At 73.2% G+C, this 16,291-nt stretch carries 13 protein-coding genes; 5 read left to right on the plus strand and 8 right to left on the minus strand.

Annotation, left to right across the window (positions count from 1 at the left end):
• Window positions 1–104: 104 nt before the first annotated feature.
• The 4 genes from Aiant_RS29065 to Aiant_RS29080 are packed head-to-tail and all read right to left on the minus strand — an operon-like array spanning window position 105 to window position 5,286.
• Window positions 105–1,475: a type VII secretion protein EccE gene (locus tag Aiant_RS29065; RefSeq protein WP_189334801.1), complete on the minus strand. Its 1,371-nt coding sequence runs from the start codon at window positions 1,473–1,475 to the stop codon at window positions 105–107.
• Window positions 1,476–1,531: 56 nt separating this feature from the next.
• Window positions 1,532–3,190, minus strand: coding sequence for a right-handed parallel beta-helix repeat-containing protein (locus Aiant_RS29070; protein ID WP_189334802.1), 1,659 nt, complete (start codon window positions 3,188–3,190; stop codon window positions 1,532–1,534).
• Between the two features lie 10 nt (window positions 3,191–3,200).
• On the minus strand, window positions 3,201–4,535 hold the full coding sequence (locus Aiant_RS29075) for a hypothetical protein (RefSeq protein WP_189334803.1): 1,335 nt from the start codon (window positions 4,533–4,535) through the stop codon (window positions 3,201–3,203).
• A gap of 58 nt (window positions 4,536–4,593) precedes the next feature.
• Complete coding sequence (locus Aiant_RS29080; RefSeq protein WP_189334804.1) at window positions 4,594–5,286, minus strand: DUF4191 domain-containing protein; 693 nt, start codon at window positions 5,284–5,286, stop codon at window positions 4,594–4,596.
• Window positions 5,287–5,461: 175 nt separating this feature from the next.
• On the opposite strand from Aiant_RS29080, the gene Aiant_RS29085 reads away from it, so the two are divergent.
• From Aiant_RS29085 to Aiant_RS29095, 3 genes are all read left to right on the plus strand, one after another.
• Window positions 5,462–5,626 (plus strand): hypothetical protein, encoded by a 165-nt coding sequence (locus tag Aiant_RS29085; RefSeq protein WP_189334805.1) that lies wholly within the window; start codon window positions 5,462–5,464, stop codon window positions 5,624–5,626.
• Window positions 5,627–5,670: 44 nt separating this feature from the next.
• Window positions 5,671–8,553 carry a helix-turn-helix transcriptional regulator gene (locus Aiant_RS29090; protein ID WP_229831057.1) on the plus strand — a complete coding sequence of 961 codons (2,883 nt, stop codon included), beginning with the start codon at window positions 5,671–5,673 and terminating at the stop codon, window positions 8,551–8,553.
• A 183-nt stretch (window positions 8,554–8,736) separates the two neighbouring features.
• Window positions 8,737–9,000, plus strand: coding sequence for a hypothetical protein (locus tag Aiant_RS29095; protein WP_189334807.1), 264 nt, complete (start codon window positions 8,737–8,739; stop codon window positions 8,998–9,000).
• Window positions 9,001–9,070: 70 nt separating this feature from the next.
• Here the strand turns inward: Aiant_RS29095 and lipA are convergent, their stop codons facing one another.
• Window positions 9,071–9,967, minus strand: a complete 897-nt coding sequence (lipA, locus tag Aiant_RS29100) for a lipoyl synthase (protein WP_189334851.1) — start codon at window positions 9,965–9,967, stop codon at window positions 9,071–9,073.
• Between the two features lie 385 nt (window positions 9,968–10,352).
• Between lipA and aspS the strand changes: the two genes are divergently transcribed.
• Window positions 10,353–11,606 carry an aspartate--tRNA(Asn) ligase gene (aspS, locus tag Aiant_RS29105; protein ID WP_189334808.1) on the plus strand — a complete coding sequence of 418 codons (1,254 nt, stop codon included), beginning with the start codon at window positions 10,353–10,355 and terminating at the stop codon, window positions 11,604–11,606.
• Window positions 11,607–11,621: 15 nt separating this feature from the next.
• Window positions 11,622–12,803 (plus strand): outer membrane protein assembly factor BamB family protein, encoded by a 1,182-nt coding sequence (locus Aiant_RS29110; RefSeq protein WP_189334809.1) that lies wholly within the window; start codon window positions 11,622–11,624, stop codon window positions 12,801–12,803.
• Here Aiant_RS29110 and lipB read toward each other — a convergent pair.
• The 3 genes from lipB to Aiant_RS29125 are packed head-to-tail and all read right to left on the minus strand — an operon-like array spanning window position 12,787 to window position 16,259.
• Entirely contained in the window at window positions 12,787–13,416 is a 630-nt protein-coding gene (lipB, locus tag Aiant_RS29115; protein WP_189334810.1) for a lipoyl(octanoyl) transferase LipB, read from the minus strand. The two genes, Aiant_RS29110 and lipB, sit on opposite strands and share 17 nt — an antisense overlap.
• A 32-nt stretch (window positions 13,417–13,448) precedes the next feature.
• Window positions 13,449–15,329 (minus strand): DUF6311 domain-containing protein, encoded by a 1,881-nt coding sequence (locus Aiant_RS29120; protein ID WP_189334811.1) that lies wholly within the window; start codon window positions 15,327–15,329, stop codon window positions 13,449–13,451.
• Window positions 15,330–15,359: 30 nt separating this feature from the next.
• The gene (locus tag Aiant_RS29125; RefSeq protein WP_189334812.1) at window positions 15,360–16,259 is read right to left on the minus strand and encodes a TIGR01777 family oxidoreductase; all 900 of its coding nucleotides are present in this window, start codon (window positions 16,257–16,259) and stop codon (window positions 15,360–15,362) included.
• Window positions 16,260–16,291 lie beyond the last annotated feature (32 nt).

Consider the following 16,291-nt stretch of genomic DNA (forward strand, 5'->3'; position numbering starts at 1 on the left):
CGGAAAGATCGCCGGAGGAGGCGGCAACTGCCGATCATCATCGGAGTCGGAACGCTCCGAGGAGTCCTGACCGGGCCGCCAGCCGCCCTCCTGGTCCGGATGTGTCATCCCGCCCCACCTCCGGTCGGTGCCGTGGCATAGACCGCCGGCCCGTGCTCCCCGTCCAGCGGCTGGAGCTCCGCCCCGACCCGCCGGACCCCGTCGACCAGCACCCGGTCGAGCGCGCCCAGGTCGGCGTCGGGCCGGGTGGCCAGCCGGATGAAGGCCCGCACCGCCACGTCGTCCCCGTCGGCGGCCGCGTTCAGCACCAGGGCCACGCTGGTCTGCGCGGCCGGCGCGGTGGCCGCCCAGGCGAACAGCGAGCCGATCTCGCCGGCCGACGTCGGCCAGGTCTTCAACCAATACGTCCGGTGGACCAGGCGGGCCGACCGCCAGTGCGTCCAGTCCTCGTCCACCTGCGAGCCCTCGGTCAGCGCGCCGGCCTCGACGTCGCAGGACCGGGCCAGCACGGCCAGCAGCTCGTCGGCGTCCAGCACCCGGCAGCCGATCCCGACCCGGCGCAGGCTGGTCGCCACCTTGCGGCCCAGGCCGGCCACCAGCGCGGCGGCCGCCTCCAGGTCGGCGGTGTGATCGTAGAGCGCCTCGGCGAGCACCCGGGCGTCCACCCGGACGCTGATCGTGGACTCGCGGTGCGCCGGGACCGGCTCCGGGCTGAGCGACTCGACCAGCTGCCGGTAGGACGAGCCGGCCGGCGACGAGGCGTGCACGTCGGGGCTGGGCGCCGGCACGGTGTGCGTGACCAGCTCCAGCACCACGCCCGGCTGCTCGGTCGCGGCGAGCACGCTGACCAGCGCGTCCAGCGGGATCGGGGCGCCGTCGTGGTGCATCGGGGCGGTCGGGGTGAGCGCGACCACGCTGAACCAGCCGGCCTCGTCCTTGGCCACCCCGGCTCTCGCCCCGTCCTGCGCGGTCATGTCGCGGATCGCGAGACCAGGCGCGATGGTGCGCAGCGCGGCCAGGACCGGGCCACTGCCGGTCTCCAGCGCGGCGGCCCGGCGCCGGCCGTGCGCCCGGGAGACCTGCCGGTGCTCCAGCCACCAGCGGCCCTGCTGCCGGGCGAAGAAGATCACGATCAGGACCAGCCCGATCGCGCCGACGACCAGCGCGGCCAGCGGCCCCTGGATCGCCGCCGCCACGGTGGCCAGCACGGACAGCTCGGCGACCACGATCTGGGTGAGGCTGAGCGGGCCCACCTGGCCGCGGCGCGGGATCGCCCGGACCCCGGCGTCGGCGGCCGCGCCGGCCGGGCTCGGCGAGGGCGTCGGCTGCCGCTGCGGCACCGGCGCGGCGGCGGGCGCGGCCGGCACCGGAACGCTGCCCCGGGCCTGGGCGGTGACCCGGCGCAACGGGGTGGCCGCGGCGGTCGCGTGAGCCTGCGGAGGCGCCGCCTGCCCCGGGTAACCCTCAGGGTTCATCGCTCGCCTCCCCGTCCCCGCGATAGAGAGCCCATTCTATGTGCCGCCACCGACAATCAGCGGATCGCTGTCAGCAGGTCGTCGATGACCAGCGTGGTCAGATCGTCCCGGCTGGGCATCCGGCCGATCGAGCGCAGCCGGCCGGACTGCGCCTTGCGCATGCCCTCCAGCAGCTTGCGGGCCTCGCGCGCGTTACCGAAGTTGCGGTCCCGCTCGATCTGCGAGAAGTGCTCGTAGAGCGCCTCGGTGAGGCCGTCGGCGAACACGTAGTCGTCGTTCTTGGCGATCCGGGTGGCGATCAGGACCAGCTCGTCCGGGCCGTAGTTCTCGAATTCGAGGGTCTTGGCGAACCGGGAGGCCAGACCCGAGTTGGCGTCCAGGAAGTCGAGCATCTCCTGGGTGTACCCGGCGACGATCACGGCGACCTGGTCGCGGTGGTCCTCCATCAGCTTGACCAGGGTGTCGATCGCCTCCTGGCCGAAGTCGGCGCTGGCCCCGCCGGCCCGGGACAGCGTGTACGCCTCGTCGATGAACAGCACCCCGCCCATCGCCTCCTCGAACACCGACGTGGTCTTCTCCGCGGTGTGCCCGATGTACTGCCCGACCAGGTCACGCCGGGACACCTCGCGGAACCGGCCGTTGGGCAGCACGCCGAGCGCCTTGAGCAGCTGGCCGTAGATCCGGGCCACCGTCGTCTTACCGGTACCCGGGGCGCCGGTGAAGATCAGGTGGTGGCTGGCCGCGCCCACCGAGAGCCCGGCGCTGCGCCGCCACTCGTTCACCTGGATCTCGTCGATCAGGGCGCGGACCTCGTTCTTCACGCCGGCCAGGCCGATCATCGAGTCGAGCTCGGTGAGCAACCGGTCCACCTCGGCGGCGTCCTGGCCGCCGCCGGCGTCGCTGATCCCGGCCCGCGGCGCCGGACCGCCCTCGGAGAGGGTGACCGTGGCCTGCGCCCGCGGGTCGACGCTCACCTTGGGCTCGGCGGTGCCCTCCACCCGGCACTGCTCGACGACCGCGGTGCAGCCGGCGCCGATCACGATGCCGGAGCCACTGGTCTGGTGCACCCAGGTCTCCCGGATCTGCGGGGCGCTGCTGTTGGCCACCACGATGCCGGCGTCGCCGGTGCCGGAGATGTCGCAGCGCTCGAGCACCGGGCGGCCGGACTGGTAGACGTAGACCCCGCGATATCCGCAGTCGGCGACCGTGGTGTTGCGGATCACCGGGTCGGCGCCGAGCCGGACGATGATGCCGTCGTCGTTCACCCCGCGGATCTCGCAGGAGTCCACGGTGCCGCCCGAGTCGGAGAAGACCAGGCCGTACTGCCCGCGCTGGACCTGCACCTCGGCGGCCTCCACGGTGGACATGTCGGTGGCCTGGAGCCCGGCGCCGTAACCGGCGGCGAGCCGGGTCCTGCGGACCGTCAGCCGGGCGTTGATCGCCGAGACCGCGGGGTAGTCGCCGGAGGTCAGAGCCAGGCCCTCGACGGTCACCTCGCCACCGAGCACGGCCAGCGCCGGCCCCTCCAGCCCGGCCGCGTCCACCACGACGGTGTCCGGCTCCCCGGTGCCGCGCAGGGTCAGCCGCCGGCCCTGGAGCTCGATCCGCTCCCGGTAGGTCCCGGGGGCGATGGTGACGACCGCGCCGTCCGGCGCCACCTCGAGCGCGTCGCGGATGGTCGGGTATGTGCTGGGGACAGCGAGGGTGCTGGCCACGGAGGACTCCTTATTGCGAGTACGTGCGGTCGCGGATGCTGTCGGCCACCTTCTTGACGTCGTCCGCCGCGGCCACCGGCGCGGTCATCCGCAGGACGACCTCCCGGTCGAGGACGCCCTCCGGAACAGTGCGCCAGAACCCGACGTAGACCAGCCCGTAGACCGCCTGGCCGTCCAGTTCGGCGGTGTCGGCCCAGGAGCGCAACGAGGTGCCGCTGGTCCACCGTAGACCCCAGGCCTCCTCGCGCTGCCGCAGGGCGGTGCGCGCGGTGTCGTCGCAGACCGCCACGCAGGTCCGCACCGTGAGGTCGCCCCCGGCGGTCAGCGTGGTGCCCTCCCACAGGCCGCACCGGTAGTGCACCGCGGCCTCGGCCTTCTCGGCGAGCTCGCAGGTCCAGCCGGTCGGCATGCGGAAGTCGAAGCCCAGGCCGGGCAGCCCGGTCACGTCCTGCACCTCGGGCTTGCCCCACGGGAACTTGGGCCAGTCGTCCGGCCAGGTGCCGTCCGGCGCCGGGTCCAGGCCGGGCCGGGCCGGCGGGGTGGCCGGCAGCAACAGCTGCGCGTCGGTGTAGGTGACCGGAGCGCTGCTGGGCTGGGGGCTCGCCTTGTCGCCGTCGCTGCCCACGGTCACCACGGCGGCGCCGATGGCGGCGCCGACCAGCAACGACACCAGGGCCACGATCAGCAACAGGAGGCGGTCCGGTCGCGGTCCGACACCCGATTGACGGTACGCCGGGGAGCCCCCGGAGATCGGCACCACCGAGATCGGGTTACCGAACGACGGCAGCCCCGAGGTCGGCGGCCCGGACGTCGGGCGCCCGGAGAGCGGCCGGCCGGAGACCGGGTGCCCGGAGATCGGCTGCGCGGAGACCGGGTGCGCGGCGACCGGGTGGGTGGCCACCGGCTGGATCGGGACCGGATGCGTGGCCGTGGGCTGCGCCGCGGCGACCGATCCCGGCGTGACCGGCTGGAACGGCACCGTGGGTGGGTCGGGCTCCGTGCGTACGGAAAGCGCGGTCTCTCCGGCGAAAGCCGGGCGCAGCTGCTGACCGAGCACCGTGAAGATCTCCGCGGCGCCGCCGCTGCCGGGCACCTCGGGACAGGCCACCCAGGGCCGCTCGGCGTCGTGGTCGGACCCGGCGATCGGCAGCCCGTCGTCCTCCGCCGCGCCGAGCGCCTCCGAGGCCGCCCGGAAGGCGCTCCGCCAGCGGTCGTCGGCCGAGGCCAGCTCGTTGAGCTGGGCCACGGTCATGGGCCGGCCCTGAGCGTCGGCGCCGGACCAGACGTCACCGACCTCGCAGGTCGACAGCCGGCGATCCAGGCGGTTCGGCCCAGCGGTTGACATCTCGCCTCCGTCTTCAGTTCGTGGCCCGGTGAGGGGGATCACCGGGATGGAGCTGGGCTCAGCGCGGGCGCTGCTGCCGGAAGGCGCCCTTGCCGGGCCGCATGTTCTTGGGGATCGCGCCCTTCGGCATCTGCGGGCGGGCCATCAGCGCGCCGAGCCGCTTGTCGAGCGCGTTGACGTCCTTGCCGGTGAGGTTGCGCGGGAGCTTCAGCATCGTGGTGCGCAGCTTGCGGACCGGGAGCTGGCCCTCCTCGCTGCCGATCACGTAGTCGTAGAGCGGCGCGTTGCCGATCACCTTGGACAGCCGCTTCTTCTCCTGGCCGAGCAGGGCCTTGACCCGCTGCGGGTTGCCCTCGGCGAGCAGGATCACGCCGGGCCGGCCGATCACCACGTGCACCATGTCGAACTGGGTGGTCGAGCTGGCCGCCGGGCGGACCCGCCAGTCGCCGCGCATGTTCTCCATCAGCGAGGCGGCCGCGCCGGGCTGACCCTCGGCCACGTTCATCATCGCCGTGTTCGAGCGCAGGTTCAGCACGATCAGCACGGCGAGCAGGGTGACCAGCACGCCGACCGGGATCCAGAGCAGGCCGAGACCCAGGAGCACGGCTGTCACGGTCAGGGCGATCGGGATCGCCACCGCGCCGATGACTAGCGGAACGAACCACTTGTCCTGTTTCGCGGTGAACGAGAACACCTGGCCGATCTGCTTCAGGCGCTCGCCGAACGACACCTTCTCCTGGGGTTTTGCCATAGCCGGAAAGTGTAGTGGGACTCAGGTACCTTACGGCGGCCCGGGCACCCGGCGACCGTCGCGTAAGGGGGCCGGCGGCCCGGACATGGGGCGGCGTCCCCATGCCGGAGCACCGCCTTCGGGTGAAGAGTCGATGTCGGCAAGCACGACGACACGACTCACGAGGAGCACCGAGATGGTTCCCGAGATCTCTCTGCAACTGGCCCAGCAGCGCGGCGCGGAGCTGCGGCAGGAGGCGGAGGCCTACCGGCGCGCCCGGGAAGCCGCCGGTGGACGGCGGCCACGGTGGCGGTTCCTCGCGCTCCGCCGGCGCTCGTTCCTCCGGTCCCGAGCGGCATGATCGGCTCACATTTCCTGTCGGACCCGCGTGGCATGCTCGACCTCATGACGACGGTCAGCAGCCACAGCGAGATCCTGGTCGCCCGGGACGGCGAGCTCGCCACGCTGCACGACACGCTCCGCCGGGTGCGCGCCGGCGAGCCGGCCGTCCTGCTGGTCGGCGGCGAGGCCGGCGTCGGCAAGACCCGGCTGGTCGAGGAGTTCACTCGGGGGTTGGCCGGCGAGCCGGTCAGGGTGCTCACCGGCCAGTGCCTGGAGCTCGGCGAGGAGGGCCTGCCCTTCGCGCCGTTCGCGGCGGCCCTGCGCGAGCTGGTCCGCCGCGAGGGGCGCGAGGTGTTCGAGGGGCGGGAGTCCGACTTCGCCCGGCTGCTGCCCGAGCTCGGTCCCGCATCGGCGTTCGGCGAGAGCCATCGCGGGCTGCTCTTCGAGCTGGTCGGGTCGCTGTTCGCCCGGCTGGGCACGGAGCGGCCGGTGGTGCTGGTGCTGGAGGACCTGCACTGGGCCGACCGGTCCACCCGCGACCTGATCGGCTTCCTGGTCCGCTCGGCCCGGGCGCCGCGGCTGATGCTGCTGGGCACCTATCGCACCGACGAGCTGCACCGCGGCCACCCGCTGCGCCCGTTCGTGGCCGAGCTGGAGCGGGTCCGTGGCGTGCAGCGCCTGGAGATCGACCGGCTCGACCGGGAGGGCACCGCCGAGCTGCTCGGCCACCTGATCGGCGGTGAGCCCGAGCCGCAGACGGTCGACGCGGTGAGCCGGCGCGCCCAGGGCATCCCGTTCTTCATCGAGCAGCTGGCCGCCAGCGCCGACCCGGCCTGCTCCGACATCCCGGAGACCCTGCGCGACCTGCTGCTCTCCCGGGTCGACCTGCTGCCCGAGCCGGCCCAGCGGATGCTGCGGGTGGCCGCGGTCGGCGGCACCCGGATCGGCCACGAGCTGATCGCCCAGGTGGCCGGGGTCGACGAGATCACCTGCGAGTCCGCGCTGCGCGTGGTGGTCGCCGCCCAGCTGATCGTCTTCGACCCGGACGGGGGCTATGAGTTCCGCCACGCGCTGGTGCGCGAGGCGGTTCACGACGACCTGTTGCCCGGCGAGCACACCCGCCTGCACGCGCGGTATGCGGAGGCGATCGAGGCCGATCCGCGGCTGGTGCCGGCCGGCCGGGCGGCCGCCGAGATCGCCCACCACTGGCATGCCGCCCACAACCGTCCGCGCGCCCTGGTCGCCGCGAAACGCGCCGCCGACGAGGCGTGCCGCCGGTTCGCCTATGCGGAGCAGGCCCGCCTGCTCGACCGCGTCCTGGAGCTGTGGGAGCAGGTGCCCGAGGCCGCCGAGTTGCTCGGCGCCGGTCACCTCGACCTGCTGGAGGAGACCGCGCTGGTGGCGATCGAGTCCGGCGAGCTGCACCGGGCGCTGAGCCTGACCCGGGCCGCGCTGAGCGACCTGGACGCCGGCGCCGAGCCGTTGCGCACCGCCCGGCTGCTGGTGCGCCGGGCCAAGCTGCTGCGCACCGCCGGCAAGAGCGACGGCTTCGCCGAGACCAAGGAGGCCTACCGGCTGCTCACCGGGTCACCCGACGGGCACACCCGCACCGAGTTGCTCGGCGAGGTGGCCTATCTGTTCGCCAGCATGGACGGCGACGAGGTCCGGCGGATCTGGGAGCAGGTCCGGGCCGCGGTCGACCAGCTCGGCGACGCCTCCGCCCAGGTCTACGCGGAGATCACCAAGGGGCAGGTCTGCGCCGGCTGGACGCCCGCCGCCGACGGGCTGCCGATCCTGCTGGCCGCGGTCGAGCAGGCCCGTGCCTGCGGCGACGACCAGGCACTCTCCCGCGGCCTGGTGAATGTCTCGGACGTCCTGTTCGAGCTGGGGCGTTATGCGGATTCGGCGGAGGCCGCCGCCGAGGGCGTCCCGCACGCGATGCGCTACGGCGTCTCCCGCACCACCGGTGTCTACCTGCTGGCCAACCAGGCCGAGGCGCTGCTGGCGCTGGGCCGCTGGGACGAGGCGGACGCCCGGCTGGCCGAGGCCGCCCGGCAGGACCCGCCCGGCCTGATGGCGCTGCCCTGGCTGCGGTTGCGGGCCCGGCTGCGGCTCGCCCGCGGGCACGCCCGGGCCGAGCAGGTGCTGACCCGGGCGACCGGCATGCTCGGCAAGCCCTATCTACCCTGCGAGAAACGCCTCTGGATGCTGGAGCTGCGGATCCTGGCCGCGCTCGCCGCCGGGGACGCCCCGGCGGCCGTGGCCGCGGCCCGGGTCGCGGTCGGCGACACCGGCCTGCTGGACCGGCCGCGTTATGCCTGGCAGGTGCTGGCCACCGCGGCCCGCGCGGTGAGCCTCGCCCGCGAGCCCGCACCCGGGCAGGGCGTCGCGGTGGACACGGTGGAGCAGCTGGCCGAGCGGATCCGCGCGGCGGCCGCCCGGCTGCCGCGGCGCTATCCGGCCGAGCTGGCCGGCGCCGCGCAGGTCGGGGCCGAGCTGGACGGCGGCGCCGAGCGATGGACCGCGGCGGTGGCCGCGTGGCGGGTCGACGGGCAGCCGTTCGAGCTGGCCACGGCCCTGATCCGGAGCGCCGAGGCGCACGCCGCCGACCGGTCCGCAGCGGCCGCGGCGCTCGCCGAGGGGACCGCGATCGCCACCGGGCTGGGCGCGGCCCCGCTGCTGGAGGCGGCCGAGACGCTGGCCCGGCGGCTCGGGGTGCGCCCGGCGGCGGCCGAGAGCGCGGTGGACGAGGTGCTCACCGCCCGGGAGCGGGAGGTGCTGCACCTGGTCGCCGAGGGGCAGAGCAACGGCCAGATCGCCCAGCGCCTGTTCATCTCACCGAAAACGGCGAGCGTGCACGTCTCCCGCATCATCGCGAAACTCGAGGTCACCAACCGGGTGGAGGCCGCCGCGGTGGCCCGCCGCCTGCACCTGATCGACGACTGACCCGCGCCGGACCGGCGCGGACCTCAGGTGCGGGCGGGGTGCGCCGGGTTGCCGGGCGGGGGCAATCTCCGGGGTGGGCGGCGAAGGCTAATCCGGGCCGGGCCGGTTCCGATGATGGGGGCCGACCAACAGCTGAGGAGCCGTCATGCACGACAAGTTCCGTTCGCCCTCCGGGGGCTGGTGATGGACAGCGCCGTCGACGATGCCTACCAGGCGGTCGAGGCGCTGTTCGGCCCGGAGTCGGGGGTCCCGTGGTGGGCCTGGCTCGCGCCGGTCATCGTGCTTTTCGGCCGACTGCTCTACCCGGTGGTCTTTCCCGAGGCCGCCGCGGCGGAGGCGGAGACCGATCGCCGGCTCGCCGAGTTCCGCCGGGAACGCAACGGCAACGGCAAGGGCAAGGAGAAGGCTGACAAGAAGAGCAAGAAGGGCAAGAAGGGCAAGAAGTGATCCGCCCGCGCAGACGGCGAAGGCCCGTGACCACATCAGGTCGCGGGCCTTTCGTCACGTCGACGAAGGGTCAGCCCCGGGCGTCGAGGGCCTGGCGGTAGAGCCGGCCCGCCCGATACGACGAGCGGACCAGGGGACCGCTCATCACACCGGCGAAGCCGATCTGCTCGGCCTCCTCGCGCAGCTCGACGAACTCCTCCGGCTTGACCCAGCGCTCGACCGGGTGGTGCCGCGGGGTGGGACGAAGGTACTGCGTGATGGTGATCAGCTCGCAGCCGGCCGCGTGCAGGTCGCGCAGGGCGGCGGAGATCTCCGCGCGCTCCTCGCCCATGCCGAGGATCAGGTTGCTCTTGGTGACCAGGCCGGCCGCGCGGGCCTGGGTGATCACGTCGAGGGAGCGCTCGTAACGGAAGCCGGGGCGGATCCGCTTGAAGATCCGGGGGACCGTCTCGACGTTGTGCGCGAGCACCTCGGGCCGCGCGCCGAACACCTCGGCGAGCTGCTCGGGCTCGGCGTTGAAGTCGGGGATCAGCAGCTCGACGCCGCAGCCGGGCTGGAGCTTGTGGATCTGGCGGACGGTCTCCGCGTAGAGCCAGGCGCCGCCGTCGGGCAGGTCGTCGCGGGCCACGCCGGTGACCGTCGCATAACGCAGGCCCATGGTGGCGACCGACTCACCGACCCGGCGCGGCTCGTCGGCGTCGAACTCGGCCGGCTTGCCGGTGTCGATCTGGCAGAAGTCGCAGCGGCGGGTGCACTGGTCACCACCGATCAGGAAGGTCGCCTCGCGGTCTTCCCAGCACTCGTAGATGTTGGGGCAGCCTGCCTCCTGGCAGACCGTGTGCAGACCCTCTTTCTGCACCAGCCCGCGCATCTGGGTGTACTCCGGACCCATCTTCGCCTTGACCTTGATCCACGGCGGCTTCCGCTCGATGGGAGTTTCGGCGTTGCGCGCCTCGATGCGCAGCATGCGGCGGCCCTCGGGAGCAATAGTCACGACCCCGAGATTACGCCGATCCACGCCGCCCGCAGCGCAGGGGCGACGAGGCTCACGTGACCTGACGTGTGACCGCCGACACACATAGTGGGAAAACCGGATGCGGGTGACGGCGGGACGTGCCTAGGCTTCCCGGCACGGCAGTGATGGGACCGAGTAACGCTCCGATCCGCCGGCCGAGAGAGCCACCAGCAGCTGTGACGGTGGCCCGAGCGCCGGAGCGTGAAGACACCCCGGAGCCGAGCAGTGCAAGAGGCGCTCCGCCCACGGAGCGCGAAGGTGCGGTGGTACCGCGAGGATTCCCGCTCGCCCGCACCTCCCTGGGGCCGCGTTGCAGTCACCGGAGGAGGTAACCGCCATGCAACGCATCCTCTCCACCGAACTGGCGTCCCACCCGTACGAAAAGGTCCGGGTCGAGGGCTGGATCCATCGGATCCGCCGGCTCAAATCGGTCTCCTTCCTGATCGTCCGGGACGCGGCCGGGCTCGCCCAGGTGGTGGTGACCGACCCGGCGCAGCTGACCGCGCCGGAGGAGAGCGTCGTCTCGGTGACCGCCACGGTCACGCCGAACGAGCAGGCGCCGGGCGGCGTGGAGCTGACCGGGCCGGCGATCGAGGTGCTCTCCGCGGTGGGCGTACCGTTGCCGTTCGAGCTGCACCGGCCCGAGCTGACCGCGGGTCTGCCCACCCAGCTGGACCACGCCGCGCTCGCTCTCCGTCATCCGGCCCGCAGGGCCGCGCTGCGGATCTCGGCGGCCGCGGCCGCGGGCTTCCGAGCGGCGCTGGAGGCGCAGCGGTTCGTCGAGATCCACACGCCGAAGCTCGTCGAGTCGGCGACCGAGTCCGGCGCGGACGTCTTCGAGCTGGACTACTTCGGGCGGCCCGCCTACCTGGCCCAGTCGCCGCAGTTCTACAAGCAGATGATGGTCGGCGTCTTCGAGCGGGTCTTCGAGGTCGGTCCGGTGTTCCGCGCGGAGAACAGCGACACCGCGCGGCACCTGACCCAGTACACGTCGCTCGACGCGGAGATGGGCTTCATCGCCGACCACCGGGACGTGATGGCGGCGCTGACCCGGACGCTCGCCGGGATGTTCGGCGAGATCACCGCGCGGACCGGGTTCGCGGTGCCGGAGGTGCCGGCCGAGATCCCGGCGGTGCACTTCACCGAGGCGCTGACGATCGCGGGGGCGCCGGCCGATGAGCCGGACCTGGCCCCGGCGCACGAGCGGGCGCTGGGTGAGTGGGCGCGGCGCGAGCACGGCTCCGAGTTCGTCTATGTGACCGGGTACCCGATGCGCAAGCGGCCGTTCTACACCCACCCGGACCCGGCCGACCCGGCGTACTCGAACGGATTCGACCTGCTCTTCCGCGGGTTGGAGATCGTCACCGGCGGGCAGCGCCTACACCGGCACGCCGACTACGTCGCCGCGCTGCGCGCGACGGGCGAACCGGTGGCGGCCTATCAGGGCTATCTGGACGCCTTCCGGTACGGCCTGCCCCCGCACGGCGGCTGGGCCATCGGCCTGGAACGCCTGGTGGCCCGGCTGACCGGCGCCACGAACGTCCGCGAGGTCACCGCGTTCCCGAGGGACCCGCATCGTCTCGCGCCGTAGTCGTAGGTTGGGCCCGTGCTGATCGACCTCGACGTGCCCCCGGCGCCCGCCCCCGAGCGGAGCCGCCGGGCCATCCCGTGGCGCAGGATCCGGGCCGCGGCGGTGGCCGCCGTGCTGTTGCTGCTCGGCGCCGCCGCCGCACCACCCCGGATCGCGTCGTTCCCGCGGATCGGCGGCACCGGGGGCCACGCCTCGACGAACGTTCTGCTCACCCCGGAGGCGCTGTACACCGTGCAGCCGGCCGACGGCGGGGACGGCGTCGACCTGGTCGCCCAGCCGATGCGGCCGGGCGGCCCGGACTGGCGGATCGAGACCGGGCTGAGCGGTGGGCCGGATCTCCGGCTGTTCCGCTCCGGCCCGGTGCTGGTGGCCGCCGACGCGACCGAGTTCCGCGTGCTGGACGCGGCGACCGGGAAGGACGTCTGGTCGCCGCTGGGCCCGGCGACCGTGACCGGCGATCGGGTGCTGCTCGGCGACTCCGGCGACGACGGGGCCTCCCTGCTGCGCCTGGCCGACCTGGCGACCGGCCGGATCCTCTGGACGCGGCGCGGCGCGGCGGACCTTGCCATGCTCGACCCGACCGGGCGGTACCTGCTGACCCTGGAGGGCCTGCTCGGCGCGGAGGTGCGCTCGGCCGCCGACGGGCGGGTGCTGGCGCACCGGTCGGTGCGCGAGTCGATCGACCCGGACAACCCGCTGGCCGTGCTCGCCGGCGACCAGGCGTACGTGATGGGGCCGAACACGCTGACCGCGCTGCACCTGCCGGACCTGACACCGGTCTGGGCGAAACCGGCGAGCGTGCTGATGCCGCGGGACGCGGTGACCTGCGGCGCCCTGCTCTGCGTCCAGGGTGATCGGGGCCTGACCGGGGTGGACCCGCGCACCGGCGCGGTCCGCTGGACCGCCGACGGGTGGCACGACTACGCCGGTGGCGTGGCGCGGTCGCTGGACGGGCGGCTGGTCCTGATCGACCCGGCGACCGGCCGGGTGACCCGCAGGCTGGGCCGCGGCCAGGTGACCGACGGGCTGCTGCTGCGCGCGGCCGGTGACCACACCGAGGTCACCGACCTGCGCACCGGCTTGGTGTACGGCACGTTGCCCCGGGTGCTGCCGTTCGGCTGCACCGCCGCCGGAGACCTGGTGGCCTGCCAGGATCAGGGGGCCACCAGCGTCTTCCGGATCAGAAGAGGGTCGTGAGGTGCCGCTCGACGACCGGCATCACCTCGGCCACGGTCACCGGCCGGCCCAGCTCGGCGCTGAGTGAGGTGACCCCGGCGTCGCGGATCCCGCAGGGCACGAACCGCTCGAAATTCGCCAGGTCACAGTCACAGTTCAGCGCGAAGCCGTGCAGCGTCACGCCGCGGGCCACCCGGATCCCGATCTGGGCGATCTTGCGGTCCAGGCCGCCGTCGGTGGCCCGGACCCAGGCGCCGCTGCGGCCCTCGACCCGCTCGGTGACCACGCCGAACTCGGCGCAGACGTCGATCAGCAGTTGCTCGACCCGGCGCACGTAGGCGACCACGTCGACCGGGTCGGGCAGCCGCAGGATCGGGTAGCCGACCAGCTGGCCCGGCCCGTGCCAGGTGATCTTGCCGCCGCGGTCGACGTCGACCACCGGGGTGCCGTCCCACGGCCGGTCGGCGGGCTCGGTGCGCTTGCCGGCGGTGAAGACGCTGGGGTGCTCCAGCAGCAGGATGGTGTCCGGCTGGTCGCCGGCCGCCACGGCCTCGTGCAGACGCTTCTGCTCGTCCCACGCGTCGCGGTAATCGACCAGGCCGGGGCGCAGAACGGTGAGTACGGAGGATGTCACAGCCGAAAGCCTAGCCCCGTACTCACCGGTACTCAGCGGTCGACGGGGTCCACGCCGCGACGGATGCGCCACACCAGGACGTCGTCCACCCGCTCCGGCGGGCCGAGCAGATCCGTCGCGGTGGCCAGCACCGCGTCACGGTTCAGCGTCTGGTGGTCCGAGCCGGTGATCTCGGCGGTCAGGAAGACCGCGTCCACACCCCAGTAGGCGAAGTCGGCCCGAGCCTGCGCGCGGTCGGAGTTGTTGAGCTGGATGACGTAGCCCCACCAGGCGGCGCGCAGGAACAGCCAGTCGGTGGCCCGCTGGGTGGCGCCGATCTGGCCCGGGAGCTTGCGGCCGGCCTCGCCCTCGGCCTGCGGGCCGAGGAAGTACCCGTCCGGGATCCGGAACGGCCGGCCGCCGCGGGCCATCGTGTACGCCTGCCACCGCTGCCCGTCCGCGGTCACGTTCAGCGCGAACGGCAGCGAGGAGATCGTCCCGCCCTCCGGCACGTAGTTCTTCCACGTGCCGTCGGCGATGAACGCCGGCTCCGGCGAACGGTGCTGCACCCGGACCGGCAGCGGGAACAGCGGCAGCAGGCTGACCACCACGGCGGCGGAGAGCGCGCCGTGCAGCGAGCCGTACGGGATCCCCCGGCTGATCAGCTCGTCCAGCAGCAGCGCCAGCAGGATGCCGAACACGCCGACCACCACCAGCGCGAACCGGACCGGCAGCGCCGAGTCGAACAGCGGCAGGTGGGCCAGGGCGGCGTAGGGGAGCGGGAAGTCGTACTGGTGCTTGTTGACGAACAGCCGCGGGCCCCAGGAGAGCACGACGAAGACCAGGCCGACCACGCCGACGGCGCGCAGCGTGGCCCGGCGCCCCGGCGTCACCCGGTGCCGGAGCACCATGAACGTGGTGACCATCAGGACGACCATCGGTACGCCGAAGAACGACGTCTCCTCCGTCCGGTTCGGCGCCAGGTCCTTGTGCATGCCGAACATCCCGGCCAGCGACCGGCTCGGGAAGGACAGGTACGACGCCAGGTCCTCGGCGAAGTACCGCTGGTTGAACCCGGTCCCCGAGAACGTCTGCGGACCGGCGAAGTGCATGTAGAGCGGATAGCCGAGCAGCACCCCGGCCACCACCGCGGTCACCCCGAGGGCCCGCAGCACGGTGCCCAGCGCCGCCCGCGCCTCGTGCCGCACCGCCTTGGCGCACGACCACACCAGCAGGAAGATGCCGCTGGCCAGGGCGGTGTAGAACAGCCCCTCGGCGGCGATCGAGAAGCCGATCGCGAGCAGCACCCCGAGCCGGATCCCGTTGCGCAGCCAGCGGCCCTCCTCCCGCAGCTTGAGCACCTGCCAGAGGACGACCGGGGCGACCCAGCCGGCGGTCCAGTTCAGGTGGCCGTTGGCGTGCGAGATGAACCCGGGCGCGAAACCGCAGAAGAGTCCGGCCACCGCGGCCGCCCCGGCGTTGCGGACCAGCCAGCGACGCAGGAACAGGTACCACGCGAAGGCGGAGCCGGCCAGGTTCAGGGTCAGCACCGTCACGAAACTGACCTGCGGCCCGGCCAGGTGGGTCAGCGGCGTCAGCAGCACCGTGTACACCGTGATCGAGGTGTTCGCGGCCAGGTTGACGCCGAGCGGGGCGTTCAGCAGGTCGGTGAAGAACGGGTCCGAGCCCTGGGTGACGGTGTAATAGCCGTAGCCCATCAACCACTCGAAGAACGCCTGGTCCCCGACATTGTCGGAGAGCACGTGGTTGTACGGGTCCGCCCACAGGCCGTGGGTCACGTATCCCGCCATGGCGAGCGCGACCACGGCCATGGTCAGATGAGCCCGCCAGGCGCGCGGCCGGCGGCCGGGCGTGGTGACGGGCTCTGAGGGCGGATCGGCGGACGCGGCGGGGGCAGGGGCGGTCACGGACATCAGCCGCAGGTTAGCAGCGGGAGCTGTAGTTCATCGGCCGATCGGTGGTTCCGGTCGCAAAGCCGCCGCCAAGGCGGACTCGATGTCCGGATATGCCCAGGAGAATCCGGCATCGCGCAGGACGCCGGGAATCGCCCGCTGGCTGCGCTGCGCCTCCCCGGCCAACTCGCCGAGCACCAGATCGAGCACCGGGCCGGGCACCGCGAACAGCGCCGGGCGGCGCAACTGGCGGGCCAGCGCCCGGGTGAACTCCAGGTTGGTGCACTGCTTGTCGGACACCAGGTTCACCGGCCCGGCCAGGTCCTCGCGCTCCAGCAGGAACTCGGTGGCGCCCAGCCAGTCCGGCAGCGAGATCCAGGACATCCACTGCCGGCCGCCACCGATCCGGGCGCCACCACCCAGCTTGAACAGCGGCAGCAGCGGCTTGAGCAGCGAACCCGTCCGGTCCAGCACCGGCGCCGTGCGCAGCAGGGCCACCCGGACGCCGGCGTCCTCGGCGGGCCGGGCGGCGGCCTCCCAGACCCGGCACAGGTCGGCCAGGAAGGTGCTGCCGGCCGGAGCGTCCTCGGTGACCTCGCGGTCGCCGGTGTCGCCGTACCAGCCGACCGCGGAGGCCTGGAGCAGGGTGCGCGGGCGGTCGGCGGCCGGCAGTTTCGCCAGGGTCCGGGCGATCGTGTCGGTGGTGTTCACCCGGCTGGCCCGCAGCACCCGCTTGTAGGCGGCGGTCCACCGCTGGGCCCCGATGTTGGCCCCGGCCAGGTTGATCACGGCGTCCGCCCCGGCCAGCGCCTCGGGGTCGAGCCGGCCCTGCCCTGGGTCCCAGGTGCCCGGCTGCCGGACCAGCCGGTGCACGTCGTGCCCGCTCTGACGCAACTGATCAGCGAGCCGAGTACCGAGAAAGCCGGAGGCGCCGGCCATGACGATCCGCATGTGCCCACTCTTTCCCGAAAAAGATCAAAATC

The organism is Actinoplanes ianthinogenes (assembly GCF_018324205.1).
GTDB lineage: Bacteria > Actinomycetota > Actinomycetes > Mycobacteriales > Micromonosporaceae > Actinoplanes > Actinoplanes ianthinogenes.